At 72.8% G+C, this 16,424-nt stretch carries 11 protein-coding genes; 3 read left to right on the top strand and 8 right to left on the bottom strand.

What is annotated here, in order from left to right; all coding sequences use genetic code 11:
* Positions 1-51: 51 nt before the first annotated feature.
* On the bottom strand, positions 52-1,149 hold the full coding sequence (locus LADH09A_RS24025; RefSeq protein ID WP_238647729.1) for a winged helix DNA-binding domain-containing protein: 1,098 nt from the start codon (positions 1,147-1,149) through the stop codon (positions 52-54).
* A gap of 126 nt (positions 1,150-1,275) precedes the next feature.
* Positions 1,276-2,532 carry a phosphodiester glycosidase family protein gene (locus LADH09A_RS24020; protein ID WP_238647728.1) on the bottom strand — a complete coding sequence of 419 codons (1,257 nt, stop codon included), beginning with the start codon at positions 2,530-2,532 and terminating at the stop codon, positions 1,276-1,278.
* 371 nt (positions 2,533-2,903) lie between these two features.
* On the opposite strand from LADH09A_RS24020, the gene LADH09A_RS24015 reads away from it, so the two are divergent.
* Positions 2,904-8,366, top strand: a complete 5,463-nt coding sequence (locus LADH09A_RS24015; protein ID WP_238647727.1) for an ATP-binding protein — start codon at positions 2,904-2,906, stop codon at positions 8,364-8,366.
* A gap of 21 nt (positions 8,367-8,387) precedes the next feature.
* Here LADH09A_RS24015 and LADH09A_RS24010 read toward each other — a convergent pair whose 3' ends face one another.
* On the bottom strand, positions 8,388-8,966 hold the full coding sequence (locus LADH09A_RS24010) for a hypothetical protein (protein ID WP_238647726.1): 579 nt from the start codon (positions 8,964-8,966) through the stop codon (positions 8,388-8,390).
* A 140-nt stretch (positions 8,967-9,106) separates the two neighbouring features.
* Between LADH09A_RS24010 and LADH09A_RS24005 the strand changes: the two genes are divergently transcribed.
* Positions 9,107-9,622, top strand: coding sequence for an RNA polymerase sigma factor (locus LADH09A_RS24005; RefSeq protein ID WP_238647725.1), 516 nt, complete (start codon positions 9,107-9,109; stop codon positions 9,620-9,622).
* Entirely contained in the window at positions 9,619-10,473 is an 855-nt protein-coding gene (locus tag LADH09A_RS24000; RefSeq protein ID WP_238647724.1) for a hypothetical protein, read from the top strand. Before LADH09A_RS24005 ends, LADH09A_RS24000 begins: the two co-directional genes overlap by 4 nt.
* A gap of 100 nt (positions 10,474-10,573) precedes the next feature.
* Here the strand turns inward: LADH09A_RS24000 and LADH09A_RS23995 are convergent, their stop codons facing one another.
* The 5 genes from LADH09A_RS23995 to LADH09A_RS23975 form a co-directional block, all read right to left on the bottom strand.
* A complete protein-coding gene (locus LADH09A_RS23995; protein ID WP_238647723.1) occupies positions 10,574-11,035 on the bottom strand; it encodes a hypothetical protein in 462 nt (153 codons plus the stop codon).
* Positions 11,036-11,089: 54 nt separating this feature from the next.
* On the bottom strand, positions 11,090-11,977 hold the full coding sequence (locus LADH09A_RS23990) for a peptidoglycan DD-metalloendopeptidase family protein (protein WP_238647722.1): 888 nt from the start codon (positions 11,975-11,977) through the stop codon (positions 11,090-11,092).
* A 92-nt stretch (positions 11,978-12,069) separates the two neighbouring features.
* Positions 12,070-12,648: a sigma-70 family RNA polymerase sigma factor gene (locus LADH09A_RS23985; RefSeq protein WP_238647721.1), complete on the bottom strand. Its 579-nt coding sequence runs from the start codon at positions 12,646-12,648 to the stop codon at positions 12,070-12,072.
* Between the two features lie 194 nt (positions 12,649-12,842).
* Positions 12,843-14,693, bottom strand: coding sequence for an ABC transporter ATP-binding protein (locus LADH09A_RS23980; RefSeq protein WP_238647720.1), 1,851 nt, complete (start codon positions 14,691-14,693; stop codon positions 12,843-12,845).
* Entirely contained in the window at positions 14,690-16,396 is a 1,707-nt protein-coding gene (locus LADH09A_RS23975; protein WP_238647719.1) for an ABC transporter transmembrane domain-containing protein, read from the bottom strand. The genes LADH09A_RS23980 and LADH09A_RS23975 overlap by 4 nt, the downstream gene beginning before the upstream one ends.
* Positions 16,397-16,424: the final 28 nt, after the last annotated feature.

Genomic DNA, 16,424 nt, shown 5'->3' with positions numbered 1-16,424 from the left:
CCCTATCCGCCTCGCGCCGCCTCCTGGGGGCACGCAATTTCGGAAGTCACCTCACCGGGAAGACGAACCCACCCGCACCCGGTCGCTCTCCTTGTCGGAGAGGAACAGCGCCAGCGCCTGCCCCTGCTCGGCGACGGCGGCGCGATCGGCCCGGGAGAAGCCGGTCAACGGGCTGACCGTCACCGTGCCCGCCTCGACGCTCCAGGTGGCGGCGACCCGGCCGTCGACCAGCACCACGCGCTCACCGGCCACCGAGAGAAGGCGGTGCTCGTCGTCGATGATCCGGCTGCGGTCGTCGTAGCCGAGGATCGCGTTGTCGAACGCCGGCAGGAAGCGCACCGGAGCGGGTGTCTCGGGGTCGGGGCGCGGCGCGTCGGCGAGGTCGAGCAGCTTGCGGCCACGCACGTCGCGGAAGGTGACCAGCTCGTCGCGCATCGCGGCCACAGCGGCCGGCAGCCCGGCGAGGCCGGACCAGGCGCGCACGTCGGCCGTGGCCGCCGGCCCGAACGCGGACAGATAGCGGCGTACGAGAATCTGGCCGACGTGATCGGCGTCGTCCGGGGTCGGCGGGTCGACCTCCCGGCCCAGCCAGGCGGCGAGCAGCACGTTGCGGGCGCCCCCCTTCGCACGCCACACCCCCCGGGGCGGGAGTTGGATCAGCGCGACGAGGGCCACCGCCATCTCGCCCAGGGCCCGCGGCCCCGGCGCCGGCCAGCGCTCGCCGAGCGCCCGCCCGATCTCGGGCGTCGAGCGCGGCTCACCGTCGGCCAGCAGCGCCCGCGCCGCAGCGGCCAGCTCGTCGAGGTCGACCCCGTCCAGCTCCTTGCGGTAGACCCCGAGCACCCGCTGGCACAGCATGGCGTGGTGACGGGAGCGCCAGGCCACGGCGTCGTCGGCGACGAGCAGGTGAACGGTGCGGCGCATGAGATGGGTACGCACCACGTGTCGCTGGGTCAGCAGGGTCGAGAGCACCGCCGGGTCGAAGGCACGCAGCCGCGACCAGAGCCCGACGAATGGCTCCTGCGGCTCCTGTGCCTGTAGGCCGCCGAGGTGCGCGACGGCGTCGAGGACCGGCACGTCGGCGCGATCGAGCAGGAGTTGCCGGGCGAGCGTCGCGCGGTTGAGCGCCCGCGTGTCGAGAACGGTCACGCCCTCATTGTCCGGACGGGAGTGACAGTCGCCGACGACGCGGCCGGTCGACGCGGCGAGTCGCAGGGTGCGGATCCGCCCCGTCCGGCGGCACCGGGCGGGGCGGATCCGCGCGTGAACGACCGGTCAGTGCCGGCCCACGAAGATCCCGATACCGTTGGCGACCGCGCGCTCCGTACCGTCGGAGGGGCTGTTGCGGGCGGTCGCCGTCGCCTGGCCCGGCTCGCGTACGGCGACGGTGCTCGAACCGCCTCCGTCGAGGTTCACGGCGGCGTCCGCGCCGAGCGAGCGCATCAGGTCGGCCAGTTCGGCGATCGTGAAGCCGGCGCTGGCGGGGGCGCGGCCGGCCAGGGCGACCAGGTACACCGTCCTGCCGTCCGGGCTGACACCGGCTGCGCTGCGCACCGCGGCGGTCCTGGTGTCCAGGCCGGCCAGCGGCTCACCGTCGCGCAGGATCGGCGCGCCGCCGACCGCGAAGGTCAGTTTCGGCTGGCCGGCGGAGTCGAGCTTCTCCCGCACCTGCACCCGGTCGCCGACGGCGAGGTCGTCGAGCGCGTCCGCGCCGCCCTCCCGGCCGACGAGCACCTGGGTGTCGGCGGGGATCGCGCCCGAGCCGGGCGTCTGACCGACCGAGGTCACCACATCACCGCGTACGGTCACCTCGTAGGTGTGGGTGCTGCACGGGTCGCTGCGGCTGGTGTCGGTGCCGCAGGTCGACCGGACCCGGGAGGCGGCACCCCAGGCGGAGGTGAACAGGCCGACGCCGTCGACCGGGAGCGCGTACTGGTTGAGGCCGCTGAGGGCGATCTTGCCCTTCCTGCTGCGAACCTCGCCGTCCAGGCTCAGGGTGTCGACGCGCGCCTTGCCGTTCACGCCCACTCCGAACACGTCCCGGGTCGAGGTGCCGGGGGCGAGGCCGGGGCCGAAGCGCTGAGCGGTGGGCACCGCGAACTTCAACCCCTCGCCGTCGGCGATCTCCGGGCCGGACGACGAGTAGGTCGGCGTGACGCCGACGTGGGTCTCACTGTTGTTGAAGAAGTCGCCGTTGACACCGGCGACGGCGCCCTGGTCGTTCGTCATCGCCGAGACGACCTTGCGCTGCGCCACTGCGTCGGGGTGCAGCAGGTCCAGGGAGACCTTGTTCTTCCTCAGGTCCGCCGTGAGTAGGTAACCGACGGTGACGCCGCGGGGCGTGGACACCTCAAACGAGCCGTACGTGACGCCCGGCGCAAGCTGCTCGGTCGAGGTGACGGTGATCGGGGTGCCCGCCTGGGCTACCGTGGCGGTCGCGGCGTGGGCGGCGCCAGCCGGCGCCACGAGCGTGCTCAGCCCCGCGGCGAGCAGCAGCGCCAGACTCGGGCGTACGAGGTTCGATGACCTCATCGCCGCTCCTTTCGTGTTGCGATCCTGGCCTGCGCCGGGATGGTCGAGCCGGGCTGGCGGTTGACCGGACCGGCGATGATCTTCCTGGCCAGCCGATCAGGCGGGGGTGAACACGGCAGGCGATCGACGTGAACCGCCAGCGCCGACTTGATCAACTGCCGGCGCGGGCCCGATGCCGGCCGGCTCGGGGCCGGCTCGGGGCCGTGGGGCTGCCTGGCCGCCAAAAACTTTTGTTCACTTCCTACAACTGAGAGACGGTTGGTTCGGTGGTTGCGCCATAGCGCTGGCAGCCGCCAGCCGGAAAGGTGATCACTGCTGGGAGCCGTCGTCTCGCGGTACGCAGTTCAAGGTCTAGCTAAGGGGTCAGTCGGGTGTTCAACCGTGTCGCCATCGTCAACCGTGGTGAAGCCGCCATGCGGCTCATCCACGCGGTCCGCGAGTTGGCCGCGGAGACCGGCAACCAGATCGAAACCGTCGCTCTCTACACCGACGTCGACCGCACCGCCACCTTCGTCCGCGAAGCGGACATCGCCTATGATCTCGGACCGGCGTCTGCCCGTCCGTACCTCAATCTGGCGGTGCTGGAACGCGCCCTCACCGAGACCGGGGCCGACGCCGCCTGGGTCGGCTGGGGTTTCGTCGCCGAGGATCCGGCGTTCGCCGAGCTGTGCGAGAAGATCGGCGTCACGTTCGTCGGACCGAGCGCGGACGCCATGCGCCAGCTCGGCGACAAGATCGGCTCCAAGCTGATCGCCGAGAAGGTCGGCGTGCCGGTCGCGCCGTGGAGTCGCGGCGCCGTCGAGACCCTGGACGCCGCCCGGGCCTCGGCGGCCGAGGTCGGCTACCCGCTGATGCTGAAGGCGACCGCCGGCGGCGGCGGGCGCGGCATCCGCGTGGTCCGCACCGAGGCCGACCTGGTCGACGCGTACGAGCGGACCAGTCAGGAGGCCGCGCGGGCGTTCGGCAGCGGCATCGTGTTCCTGGAACGCCTGGTCACCGGGGCCCGGCACGTCGAGGTCCAGGTGATCGCCGACGGGCAGGGCACCGCCTGGGCGCTCGGCGTGCGGGACTGCTCGGTCCAGCGACGCAACCAGAAGGTCATCGAGGAGTCGGCGTCGCCGGTGCTCGATGCGGCGCAGGCCGCCGAGCTCAAGACGTCGGCCGAGCGGCTGGCCATCGCGGTCGGTTACCGCGGCGCGGCGACCGTCGAGTTCCTGTACCACCCCGGCGACCGGCTGTTCGCGTTCCTGGAGGTCAACACCCGCCTCCAGGTCGAGCACCCGATCACCGAGCTGACCACCGGGTTCGACCTGGTCAAGGCGCAGCTGCACGTCGCCTCGGGTGGGCGGCTCGACGGCGAGCCGCCCATGGAGCGCGGGCACGCCATCGAGGCCCGCCTGAACGCCGAGGATCCCGACCGCGACTTCGCGCCGTCGCCGGGGCGGATCGCACGGCTGGACCTGCCCAGCGGCCCCGGCATCCGGGTGGACACCGGCGTCAGCGAGGGCGACACCATCCCGGCCGACTTCGACTCGATGATCGCGAAGATCATCGCGTACGGCCGCGACCGCGACGAGGCGCTCGGCAAGCTCCGTCGGGCGATGGCGAACACCACGGTGATCATCGAGGGTGGCGCGACGAACAAGAGCTTCGTGCTCGACCTGCTCGACCAGCCCGAGGTGATCGACGCCAGCGCGGACACCGGCTGGATCGACCGCGTCCGCGGTGAGGGCCGACTCGTCACGCACCGCCACTCCGCGGTCGCCCTGGCAGCTGCCGCCATCGAGTCGTACGAGGAGGAGGAGCGCGTCGAGCGGCAGCGGCTGCTGTCGACGGCGTCCGGTGGGCGCCCGCAGGTGCAGCACGCCAGCGGCCGACCGCTGGATCTCAAGCTGCGCGGTGTCGGCTACCGCACCCGCGTGGCGCGGGTCGGCCCGCACCGGTTCCGGGTCGGCATCGAGGCGGGCACGGTCGTGCGCACCGCCGACGTCGAACTCGACCGGTTCGACCGGCACACCGGCCAGATCGTCGTCAACGGCATCCGGTACCGCCTGCTCACCGGCACGTACGGGCCGACGCACCTGGTCGAGGTGGACGGTGTGACGCACCGGGTCAGCCGCGACGAGGGCGGCGTCCTGCGCTCCCCGATGCCGGCACTCGTCGTCGCCACGCCACTGGAGGTCGGCGCCGAGGTCGAGGCGGGCGCTCCGGTGCTGGTGCTCGAAGCGATGAAGATGGAGACGGTGCTGCGTGCGCCGTTCAAGGCGCGGCTGAAGGAGTGCGCCGTCTCGGTGGGCAGCCAGGTCGAGGCGGGTGCGCCGCTGCTGCGCCTGGAGCCGCTCGCGGACGACGCCGAGGAGAGCACGGACGACCCGACCGCCGAGACCGTCGAACTGGACCTGCCGACCGCCGCCGAGACCGTTCCGGCGGACGAGCGCGGCAGGCGCGGTCAGGAGGACCTGCGGGGTCTGCTGCTCGGCTTCGACGTCGACCCGCACGACGACCGACGGGTGCTCGACGGCTACCTCGCCGCGCGCCGGGAGGCCACCGATGCCGGCCGTCGGCCACTCGCCGCCGAACTCGACCTCATCGAGGTCTTCGCGGACCTCGCCGAGCTGAGCCGGAACCGGCCGACGGGTGAGGACGGCGGCGCCGCCCACGTGCACAGCGCGCGGGAGTACTTCCACACCTACCTGCAGAGCCTGGACGTCGAGCGGGCCGGGCTGCCGGACGCCTTCCAGACCAGGCTCGCCAAGGCACTCGGTCGGTACGGCGTCACCGACCTGGAGCGCACCCCCGCCCTCGAAGCCGCCGTCTTCCGGATCTTCCTCGCCCAGCAGCGCGCGTCCGCCGACGCCACGGTCATCGCGACCCTGCTGCGCGCCTGGCTGCGGGAGACCCCGCCGGACGAGACGTTGCGCGAGCCCGCCGGCCTGGCGCTGGAGCGGTTGATCGCCGCGACGCAGGTCCGCTTCCCCGTGGTCGCCGACCTCGCCCGCGGCGTGGTGTTCGCCTGGTTCGCCCAGCCGCTGCTGCGCCGCAACCGGGCCCGGGTCTACGCCGAGGTCCGTGGGCACCTGCGGCACCTGGACGCGCACCCGGACGCGGCGGACCGCGCCGAGCGCATCGCCGAGATGGTACGCAGCACCGAGCCACTGGTCCGGCTGCTCGGGCAGCGGCTCGTCCGCGACCACCTCGACAACGCGGTCATGCTAGAGGTGCTGACCCGCCGGTACTACGGCAACCGGGCGCTCACCAGCGTGCGTACCCACGAAGCCGGGGGCTGCACGTTCGTGGTCGCCGAGCGCGCCGACTCGAGCGTGGTCTCCGCCGCGGTGAGCTTCGACGCGTTGGGTGGCGCGCTGCGAGGGCTGGCCGAGCTGGCCGGCGACGAGGACTCCGTCGACGCCGACATCTACCTCGGCTGGGAGAACCAGCCGGAGGACTTCGACGCGATGGCGGCGGCGCTGACCGAGGTCATCGCCGCGCACCCACTGCCGGCTCAGGTCCGCCGGGTCACCACCACCGTCGCGGGTCGCGGCGGAGCCGTCATGCACCACCACTTCACCTTCCGGCCGTCGGGCACCGAGCTGACCGAGGACCGGCTGATCCGCGGCCTGCACCCGTACATCGCGCAGCGGATGCAGTTGGAGCGTCTGCACAAGTTCGACCTGACCCGGCTGCCGTCGTCGGACGAGGAGGTCTACCTCTTCCAGTGCGTGGCGCGCGAGAACCGGTCGGACGAGCGTCTCGTCGCGTTCGCGCAGGTGCGTGACCTGACCGAGCTTCGCGAGCAGGACGGCCGCCTGGTCGCGCTGCCGACGACCGAGGACGCCATCGCGGCCTGCCTCGACTCGATCCGCCGCGCCCAGTCGCTGCGACCGTCGAAGACGCGGTTCAACACCAACCGGATCGTGGTCTACGTCTGGCCGCCGAGCGAACTCACCCGCGAGGAGATGGAGATGATCGCCGGGCGCGTGCGCCCGACGACCGCGGGCGCCGGGCTGGAGGAGATCCTGTTCATCGCCCGCCAACGCGACCGCCGGACCGGCGAGCTGACCAAGATCGCCGTGCGGATCTCGTTCGACGCCGCGGGCGGCGCGGAGCTGGCCGTCGGCGAGCCGCCGGTCGAGGCCATCGAGCCGCTCGACGAGTACCGGCTCAAGGTGTTGCGCGCGAGCAGCCGCAACACGGTCTACCCGTACGAGTTGACCGGCCGGCTCGGTGACTTCGTCGAGCACGACCTCGACGACGACCACGTGCTGGTGCCGGTGGACCGGCCGAGGGGGCGCAACAGCGCCGCGATCGTCGCCGGGGTGGTGACGACGCCGACCGAGCGCTACCCGCAGGGTGTCACCCGGGTGGTGCTGCTCGGCGACCCGACGAAGTCGCTGGGCGCCCTGTCGGAGCCGGAGTGCCGGCGCGTGATCGCCGCCCTCGACCTGGCCGAGCGGATGCACGTGCCGCTGGAGTGGTGGGCGCTGTCCGCCGGCGCCCGGATCTCGATGACGTCGGGCACGGAGAACATGGACTGGGTGGCCGCCGCGCTCAAGCGGATCGTGGAGTTCACCCAGGCCGGCGGTGAGATCAACATCGTGGTCGCCGGCATCAACGTGGGCGCGCAGCCGTACTGGAACGCCGAGGCCACGATGCTCATGCACACCAGGGGCATCCTGGTGATGACGCCGGACTCGGCGATGGTGCTCACTGGCAAGCAGTCGCTGGACTTCTCCGGAGGCGTGTCGGCCGAGGACAACTTCGGCATCGGTGGCTACGACCGGGTCATGGGCCCGAACGGGCAGGCACAGTACTGGGCGCCGAACCTGACGGCCGCCCGGGACGTGGTGATGGCGCACTACGACCACACGTACGTCGCGCCCGGCGAGGACGCGCCACGGCGGGCGGCCACCACCGACCCCACCGACCGCGACATCTCCGACTTCCCGCACGACGTGGCCGGCAGCGCCTTCCGCACCGTCGGGGAGATCTTCTCCGTCGAGGCCAACCCGGACCGCAAGAAGCCGTTCGACATCCGTACGGTCATGCGGGCCCTCTCCGACCAGGACCACCCGGTGCTGGAGCGCTGGGCGGGCATGGCCGACGCGGACACCGCGGTCGTGCAGGACATCCACCTCGGTGGCATCCCGGTCTGCCTGCTCGGCATCGAGTCCCGGTCGGTGCCACGGCACGGCTTCCCGCCCACCGATGGTCCGGACACCTACACGGCGGGCACGCTGTTCCCCCGCTCGTCGAAGAAGGCCGCGCGGGCCATCAACGCGGCCAGCGGCAACCGGCCTCTCGTCGTGCTGGCGAACCTGTCGGGCTTCGACGGCTCACCGGAGTCGATGCGCAAGCTGCAACTGGAGTACGGGGCCGAGATCGGCCGGGCGATCGTGAACTTCCAGGGGCCCATCGTCTTCTGCGTGATCTCGCGCTACCACGGCGGCGCGTTCGTGGTGTTCTCCAAGGCACTGAACCCGAACATGACAGTGCTCGCGCTGGAGGGCTCGTTCGCCTCGGTGCTCGGTGGCGCACCCGCCGCCGCGGTGGTGTTCGCCGCCGACGTCAACGCTCGTACGGCTGCCGACCCCCGTGTGCGGGACCTGGAAACCCGCGCCGGGGCCACGGCCGGCACCGAGCGCGCCGCGCTGACCGCGGAACTGGACGAGCTGCGCTCGTCGGTGCGCGCGGAGAAGCTCGGCGAGGTGGCGACCGAGTTCGACCGGGTGCACAACATCCAGCGCGCCGTGCAGGTCGGCTCGGTGGACGCCGTCATCCGCGCCGCCGAGCTGCGCCCGCGCATCATCGAGGCCATCGAGACCCGCCTGGGATGACGCCGACCAGGGACCAGCCGATCAGGCTGGTCCCTGGTCGATGACCGCGAACCCGGTGACGTCACTGTCGCCGTCATTGACGTGCACCCCGTCGCGTGTGCTGAACGCGACGACACCGGACGCGCTCTCGATCCGGTAGGTGCGCCGGCCCTCGCTGTCGCGCTTGTCGGTCTCGACGAAGCGGAAGAGTTGCCCCTGCGCCTCCGGGTCGCAGACGGCGACCACGAGGGTCGGCGGCCCGCTGGCGTTGCGGCGTACCCCCACGCACGAGTTGTCGGCGAAGGCGGTCCTGATCTGGTGACGGGCACCGACCGGGACGGGAACGAAGACGCTGCGCTCGGTCAGCCGCACGTTACCGATGACCTTTCCGTCAGCGGCGACGACGAGGTACCCCGGCGGCCCCGCTTCCATCCAGAGGGCGACCTCGCGCGTACCCGAGAAGACGCCGCCGCCCGACGGCGACGCACTCTCGGCGGGCGGCGACGCCGACGACGACGGGTTCGCGGCCGGTGTGGTGGGAACGTCCTCCGCCGGAGCCGCGCACGCCGGTGCGCTGAGCGTGAGTGCGGTGACGGTCGTGATGAGGCCGGTACGGAACACGGGTTCCTCCAGGGTGGTGGGTGGGAATGCTCCAACCAGGACACGCGGCAGCGGTCTAGCCGATTGCAGGCGGCCAGGTGCAATCGGCGGCCGACCCGGCGCGTGTCTGTGGTGGGAGATCCGCGACCGCAGGAGGTGCCGTGCAGGGCGACCAGCCGGATGACCGTGCCGCCTTCGAAAGGTTCTTCCAGACCTCGTACGGCCGGGTCACCGCACAGATCCACGCGTATCTCGGTGACCGGACCGAGGCCGAGGACGTGAGCCAGGAGGCGTTCCTGCGGGCCTGGCAGAAGTGGCGTCACATCTCCTCGTACGAGGATCCCTTGGCGTGGGTGCGCCGGGTGGCCTGGAACCTCGCCACCAACCGGCACCGCCGACTCACCGTCGCGGCCCGCGTGTTACGCCGCCAGCCCCTTGTGGCGCCCACGCCCGGGGTCGAGCCGGACCACGTGGCGCTGGTCGCCGCCCTGCGTACGCTGCCGGAGCGGCAGCGCCGGGTGATCGTGCTGCACTACATCGCGGACCTGCCGACCGCCGAGATAGCCGCCAGCCTCGGCGTGCCCCAGGGCACGGTGCTGTCGTGGCTGCACCGTGGCCGCGCGAAACTGGCGGAACATCTGAGCGAAACGTCGAGCGGAGAGGCGGTCACGTCGTGACACCCCCGGAGCCGGATCCCGGTCGAGACGACGTCACCGGTTTCATGCTGCGGTCGTACGCCGACAGCGGCCACCTGTCGTTCACCGCGCCCCCGGCCGACGTGATCGTGCGCCGGGCCCGGCGTCGCACCACGACGAAGCTGGCGCTGTCCTTCGCCGCGGTGGTGGCGGTCGCCGCCGGGAGCATCGCGGCGATCACCGGGCTTGGTCCCGACCCGGACCGGGACCCCCCGATCATCGGGCCCACTCCGACACCGTCGGTCAGCCTCTCCCCCACGCCGTCGCCACCGCCCACACCCGCGACGACGCCGCCCTCGACACCACCCGACCCGTCAGGCCGCTCTCGGCCGGCGTCACCGGACAACACACCGAGCGGGACCGGCAGCGCTCCGACGCCGGTGAGCGTGCGCGGCGTCGACTGGGCGAACGCCACGATCACCATGACGGCGTCGACGGGCGACGAGTGCCTGACGGGCAGGATCCGGTTCGTCGACGGCAGGGGCGGCAGGCCGGGCGACGACGCTCCGCACATCATGATCGCCCCCTCGTACTATGACGAGCGTGCCGCGACGTTCGGTGATCTGAACGGCGACGGCCGAGACGAGGCGGTCGTGCACGGGTCCTGTCTTTCAGGCCCTGGCGACGAGGACGGCTCCGGTCAGGTCCTGGTCGTCACCGGGCGCAGCGGCCAACTGGTGGGCAGTTGGGTCGGGCCCGTGGCCGAGGTGGTCAACGACGTGGAAGTCACCGGCGAACGACTGGTCATCTCCTCGACCAAGAAGTACGCCGAGCCCGAGGTCCCGGTGGATCGAACGTACCGCTGGACGGGAACCCGCTACGTCCAGAGTTGAGCCGTCAGTCGCGGTGGCGTTCGCCGCGGACGTCGGCGCCCCCGTACGGTCAGCACCACCGATCGTCGACCGGTGGGACCGTACGGGGGTGCTGCCAAATTCAGCTGGTCGCCGCGTTCAGTGCGACAGCGATGACGAGCCAGACCATGGCCGTGACGATGCCGACGCCCACCATGGCGAGCGCCTTGACGGCGGGTGCCATCCGGGTGCGGGCAACGGTCAGGTTCGCCAGGAAGCCCAGCGCCCCGATCAGTCCACCCAGGACACCGCCGACGATGAGCAGCAGGATCGGCAGTGGGGCCAGGATGCGCAGGAAGACCGGTACCGGGGGCCCGGTCCGGTGCTGCACACCATTGATCTCCATGGTCGGGTAGGGGTCGGCGAAGGGGGTGCGCAGCGTGGCCTGGACGACGCCACCGTCCACTGCCGGCAACGCGTAGCGCCTGCCCGTCCTGGGGGCGGGGACTCCAGCGACGCTGACGGCAGGGTGGCCCCAGAGGGCCTTGGTGGCGATGACGATCGGGCCAGCTACGCCGGCGACGCTGAGAGGTTCTGTGTTCACCGGCGTGATCTTAGGAAGCGCGGTACGCCTCGTCCAACCCCTTGATCGAGCGGGTCAGTTCCACCGGTCCTGGTTCAGGAACCGGGCGAAGCCCCGCCACGAGTTCGGGCCCATCACCCCGTCGATCGGGCCGGTGTAGCCCCAGCCCGAGGCGAGTCGCTGCACCGCCCTCCAGGTGTTGGTGCCCGGCACGCCGTCGACGGGGCCGGTGTAGCCGTAGCCGCGCATGGCCTGTTGCAGTGCCGCGTACGTCCGGGTGCCGGGCGCGCCGTCGATCGGGCCGGTGTAGCCGGCGGTGATCCGCAGCCAGTTCTGCATCCGCTGGTAGAAGATGGTGCCGGGGATGCCGTCCTGCTCGGTCGACGTCTTCGGCAGGCCCCCGCCGCCCGGGTTCTGGTTGACGTAGGTCAGCGGGTTGATGCGGACGCCGCTGGGGTTGATCATGTGCCAGTGCAGGTGCGGGCCCGTGGAGCTGCCGGAACCGGGAGCGCCCACCGCGCCGCCTGAGCGGCCCACGATCGTGCCGGCACCGACGGCGGTGCCGTTGCCCAGCAGGAACTGCGACAGGTGCAGGTACTGGCTGCGGTAGCCGTCGGCATGGTGGATGGTCACCGTGTGGCCGCCCGTACCGTTGTTCGGGATGTTCTGGATCGTGCCGGCACCACAGGCCGGCAGGTTGGTGCCGACGCCCATTCCGAAGTCGATGCCGCCCAGCGAGCCGCTGTTCAGGTGGTCCTGCCAGCTTCCGGTGATCGGATAGCCGGCGAACGGGTTGTAGATCGCGGGCGCGGCGTGAGCGACCCCCGGCAGGCCGACGACACCCCCGACGGCGAGGGCGCCGGTGGTCAACGCGGTGCCGCGCAACAGCCCGCGGCGGGTCAACCCTGCCTGCGGCCGCTCCCCGTCGCCGCCACAGCAGGCGGGCAGGTGGTCGTGGTTCATCGCCAGTCTCCGAACGGTCGCAGTTGACCATGGACCAACCGAGGGTAGCCGTCCAAGTGACTCCGATCAATGTCGAGCGGCGCTGTTCGCCCTCAGCCGGTGCGCCGCGTACGACTCTGGTCGCCCTCGGCCTGCCAGGCGGCGACGAGATCCTCTCGTGCCCGGGCGACCCGGGAGCGGATCGTGCCGATGGGGCACTGGCAGACATCGGCGGCCTCGGCGTAGGAGAGGCCGAGCACGTGGGTGGCGACGAACGCCTCGCGACGCTCCCGGGAAAGGCCGGCGATCAGCTGGTCCAGCGTGACGCCCTCGTCGGCACCGGCGGTGATCGCGCCGGCCGACTCGGCCGCGGTCTGCCAGTCCGGCACCGACGCGATCCTCGGCCGGGCCACCGCCGTCCGGACGTGGTCGACGGCGACGCGCCGGGCGATCGTGAACACCCACGTCCGGGCGGACGAGCGGCCGGCGAAGCCGGACAGGTTGCGGAACGCCCGCAGGAACGTCTCCTGGGTCAGGTCGTCGGCCTCACCCGGCCCGGCGAGATGCGACAGGAACCGCCAGACCTGGTCCTGGAGGGCCCGGACGAACGCGGTGGCGGCCTGCCGGTCACCCCGGCCCGCCTCCTGCGCCCAGCGGGTCACCTGGTCGTCGTCAGCGACGCCGTCTCGCACGGACCACCGTCCTGTGTGCCACGGGCGCTCCTTATGGCGAGGTGCCGTCGTCGGGACGCCGCCGGTCAGCCGCGCATCCTGGTTGTCGCTGGCCGGCCCGGAAAAGTTCCCGGGCTCCCACGTTCGGTCGACCAGGCGGTCGCGTACCGGCAGGGCCGGGGCCACGGCGGCACGACACGCGCCTGGTCGGCCGCTCAGCCCAGGACGGGCTGCTCCTCGATCTGCTCCGTGCTCGCGCGCCCCTGCGGCGGCACGGGGTCGGGCATGTGCCAGGACCGCCACAACCGGCTGTAGCCGCCCCCGGCGGCCAGCAGCTCGGCGTGCGTGCCGTGCTCGGCGACACGCCCGTGGTCCATGACGACGATGCGGTCCGCGGTGGCCGCCTGGCTGAGTCGGTGGGCGACGACCAGGGTGGTACGCCCCTCGGTGGCCGCCACGGCGGCGCGGTCGAGGTCACGCGCGCCCGCGCTGCCCGCCTCCGCGGTGGCCTCGTCGAGGACGGCGACGGCGGGATCGGCGAGCACGAGGCGGGCCAGCGCGAGCTGCTGGGCCTGCGCCGCGGTGAGGCGTCGTCCACCCTCCCCCACCTCGGTGGCAAGGCCGTCCGGCAGGGTGCGGAGCCAGGGGGCGGCGCCGACGAGGTCGAGCGCGGCGGTCAACTCGTCGTCGGTGGCGTCCGGGTCGGCCAGCCGCAGGTCGTCGGCGAGCGGCCCGGCGAAGACGTGCACCTCCTGGCTGACGAGGGCGATCTCGCGGCGGAGACGGTGCTCGCCGAGCTGGGCCAGCGGCACGCCGCGCAGGGTCACCGACCCGTGGGTGGGCGCGATGATGCCGGCGATGATGCCGGCGAGTGTGCTCTTGCCCGCGCCGCTGGCACCCACGAGGGCGACGCGCTCCCCGGGTGCGAGACGGAGGTCGACGTCGCGCAACACGACCGGCCCGTCGTCGTAGCGGTGCTGCGCGACGGTCACCTCCAGTGCCGCCGGTTCGCGCCGCGCCTGCCGGGCAGGTTCCGGGCCGGACGGGGTCGCGGTGTCCGGCAGCGCGGTGACCCCGACGAGCCGGGCGAGGCTGGCCCCGGCCTGCAGCACGGAGTCCGACTCGAACAGCAGCAGGCCGATGGGGTTGAAGAGGCGGTGGAAGTAGAGCGCGGCGGTGGTGGCGGCCCCCACCGTGGCCAGGTCGTCGCGCACCAGCAGAAAGCCGGCCAGCAGCACGGCGGCCAGTCCCACGAACTCCGACCGGTTGATGCGCAGGCCGAACCGCGTGAACAGCCCGAAGATCTCCAGCGACAGGTCGCGGGCGATGCCGGAGCGCTCCGCGATCCGTGCGACGTGGGCGTCCTCCATCCGGTAGGCCCGCACGGTCGCCGATCCGCGGAGCGCCTCGGCCGTCGCCTGCGCACGCTCGCCCGTGGCGATCCGCTCGCGGGCGTAGTACGGGATCGACCGTCTGAGGTACCAGCGCAGCGCCAACGCGTACGCCGGTGCGGCGGCCAGCCCGGCGATGCCGAGCCGCCAGTCGAGGGCGAAGAGCCCCGCCGCGGTCAGCACGACGGACAGCAGCGCGCCGAGGAAGGCCGGGCCGCTGGTGGCGATCACGTTCGTCACCACGGCCACGTCGTCGCCGGCACGGGCCACCAGGTCCCCGGTGCCCGCTCGCTCCAGGGTGGCCGACGGCAGGTGCAGGGCGCGGTCGAGGACCCGCTCCCGGAGCCGGGCCAGCACCGTCTCGCCGAGGCGTGCGGCGACCGTGGCGCCGACCGCGGTGAGGAGTCCCGCGAGCACCGCGGCGCCCGCGATCACGCCGGCCCAGGTCACGATCTGCGTGGTGTCGGCGTCGGCGATGACGTCGTCCACGAGGCGACCGAGCACCCAGGGGGCGACGAGCCCGGTCGCGGACGCGGCGACCAGCAGCGTGCCGGCGAGTGCGCTGAGCCCCGGCAGGCGGGCCAACTCGGCGCGGAGGGTGGCCCAGGTCTGTCCGGCGGTGGCCGTCGGCAGCAGTTGGCGGGGCTCGACCCCGGCCCTGGTCGACTCGGTCATCGCAGGATCTCCTCCCGGTAGCGGGCGTCGCTGGCCAGCAACTGCTCGTGCGGCCCCTCGGCGATGACCCGGCCCCGGTCGAGCACGGCGACCCGGTGCGTGACCCGCAGCAACGCCGGGCTGGTGGTGATCAGCACCGTGCCGTGGGTGTCCGCTCCGCGAGCCGAGGCCAGCCCTTCGGCCAGCAGGCCCTCGGTGACCGCGTCGACCGCCGTGGTGGGGTTGTGCAGCACCAGCACCGGGGGGTCGGCGACGAGCGCCCGGGCCAGCCCGATCCGCTGCCGCTGCCCGCCGGACAGGTTCGCCCCCCGCTCGGTGAGCTGGCGGTCGAAGCCGTGCGGGTGCGCGGCGAGCACGTCCTCGGCCGCCGCGGCCCGCACAGCGGCCCGCAGGACCGTGTCGTCGACCTCGGTGCCGGCGCTGAGGTTGGCGCGCAGGGTGCCCTCGAACAGCGCCACGTCATGCTGCTCCACCAGCACCACGGCGCGCAGGGCGTCGATGTGCAGCTCCTCGGCGGGCACGCCGTCGACGTACAGCGTTCCCCGGTGGTCCGGGTGCGGCACCCGGCCGGCCAGCACCGCGACCAGCGCCTCGGCGTCGCTCGGGTCGTAGGCGAGCACGCCCAGGATCTCGCCGGCGCGGACGTGCAGGTTGACCTTGTCGAGGCCCGCGTGACTGACCCCGTCGAGCGTCAGCCGGGACGGGGTCGGTGCGGGCGGCCCGGCGTCGCCCGGCGCCAGGACCGGTGCCGCGCCGAGGACCCGGGCGACCCGCCCGGCGGAGGCGCGGGCCATGGCGAACAGCTGGACGCAGTACCCGAGCGTCTGCACCGGCTCGGCGATGAACTGGGCCAGCCCGACGACGGCGACGAGTTCGCCGATGGTGAGCCGGCCCTGGAGCGCGAGCCAGCCCGCGACGCCGGCGACCGTCGCGAGGAACAGACCGTTGACCATGGTGGTGAGCCCGAGGTGAAGGCCCTTGGTGGTGGCGGCACGCAGGGTGACGTCGAGCGCGTGGCGGCTGGCGCCCGCGTACCGCCGCGCGGCGTGGTCCTGCGCGCCGATGCCGCGCAGGACGCGCAGGCCGGTGACGAGGTCGACGGCGAGCGCGGTCGTGGCGGCGAGGGCTTCCTGCTGCGACGAGCTGCGCCGGGTGAGCAGCGGCGCCATCCGTTGCAGGGCGAGGACCAGCAGGGGTACGCCGAGGAGCACTCCGAGCCCGAGCGGGACGTCCACGACGAGCAGCGCGACGGCGGCGACCACGATGGCGGTGAACGCGGCGGCGGTGAGCCCGGCGACCCGTACGACCAGCGCGGACAGCTCGGCGTCGGAGGCCGTGACGGACAGCAGCTCGCCGTCGCGCATTCCCGAACGGTGCCCTCGCGGGTCGAGGGCGCTCCGGGCGATCTCGACCCGCGTCGCGTGCGCCTCGTGCTCCACCGCGGCGTAGGCCATCCGGGCTCCGGCGCGGTAGGCGAAGGCGAGGACGGTGAACAGGGCGGCCAGCCCGGCGAGTGAGAGCAGCAGCGCGCGGACGTCACCGGTGGCGACCGCCCGGTCGATGACCACCCCGATGGCGACCGGGACGAGGGCTTCGGTGGCCTGGTGGGTGCACAGCAGCGCGATGCCGAGCAGCACCCGGCCACGCTGTCGGCGCAGCGCGCGACGAAGCACCACGCCACCGCTGATCTCGGCGACTGACATGCGAGGCGGACTCCGTTATCGATTAGGG

This window comes from Micromonospora cabrerizensis, from assembly GCF_022230955.1.
Lineage (GTDB): Bacteria > Actinomycetota > Actinomycetes > Mycobacteriales > Micromonosporaceae > Micromonospora > Micromonospora cabrerizensis.
The sequence above is the reverse complement of the archived record's forward strand: the minus strand, read 5'-3'. Positions and strand labels throughout refer to the sequence as shown.

Coding starts and splice junctions, on each gene's coding strand:
- LADH09A_RS24020 (WP_238647728.1), bottom strand. CDS start 2,532: ATGAGGTCATCGAACCTCGTACGCCCGAGTCTGGCGCTGCTGCTCGCC.
- LADH09A_RS23990 (WP_238647722.1), bottom strand. CDS start 11,977: ATGAACCACGACCACCTGCCCGCCTGCTGTGGCGGCGACGGGGAGCGG.
- LADH09A_RS23980 (WP_238647720.1), bottom strand. CDS start 14,693: ATGACCGAGTCGACCAGGGCCGGGGTCGAGCCCCGCCAACTGCTGCCG.
- LADH09A_RS23975 (WP_238647719.1), bottom strand. CDS start 16,396: ATGTCAGTCGCCGAGATCAGCGGTGGCGTGGTGCTTCGTCGCGCGCTG.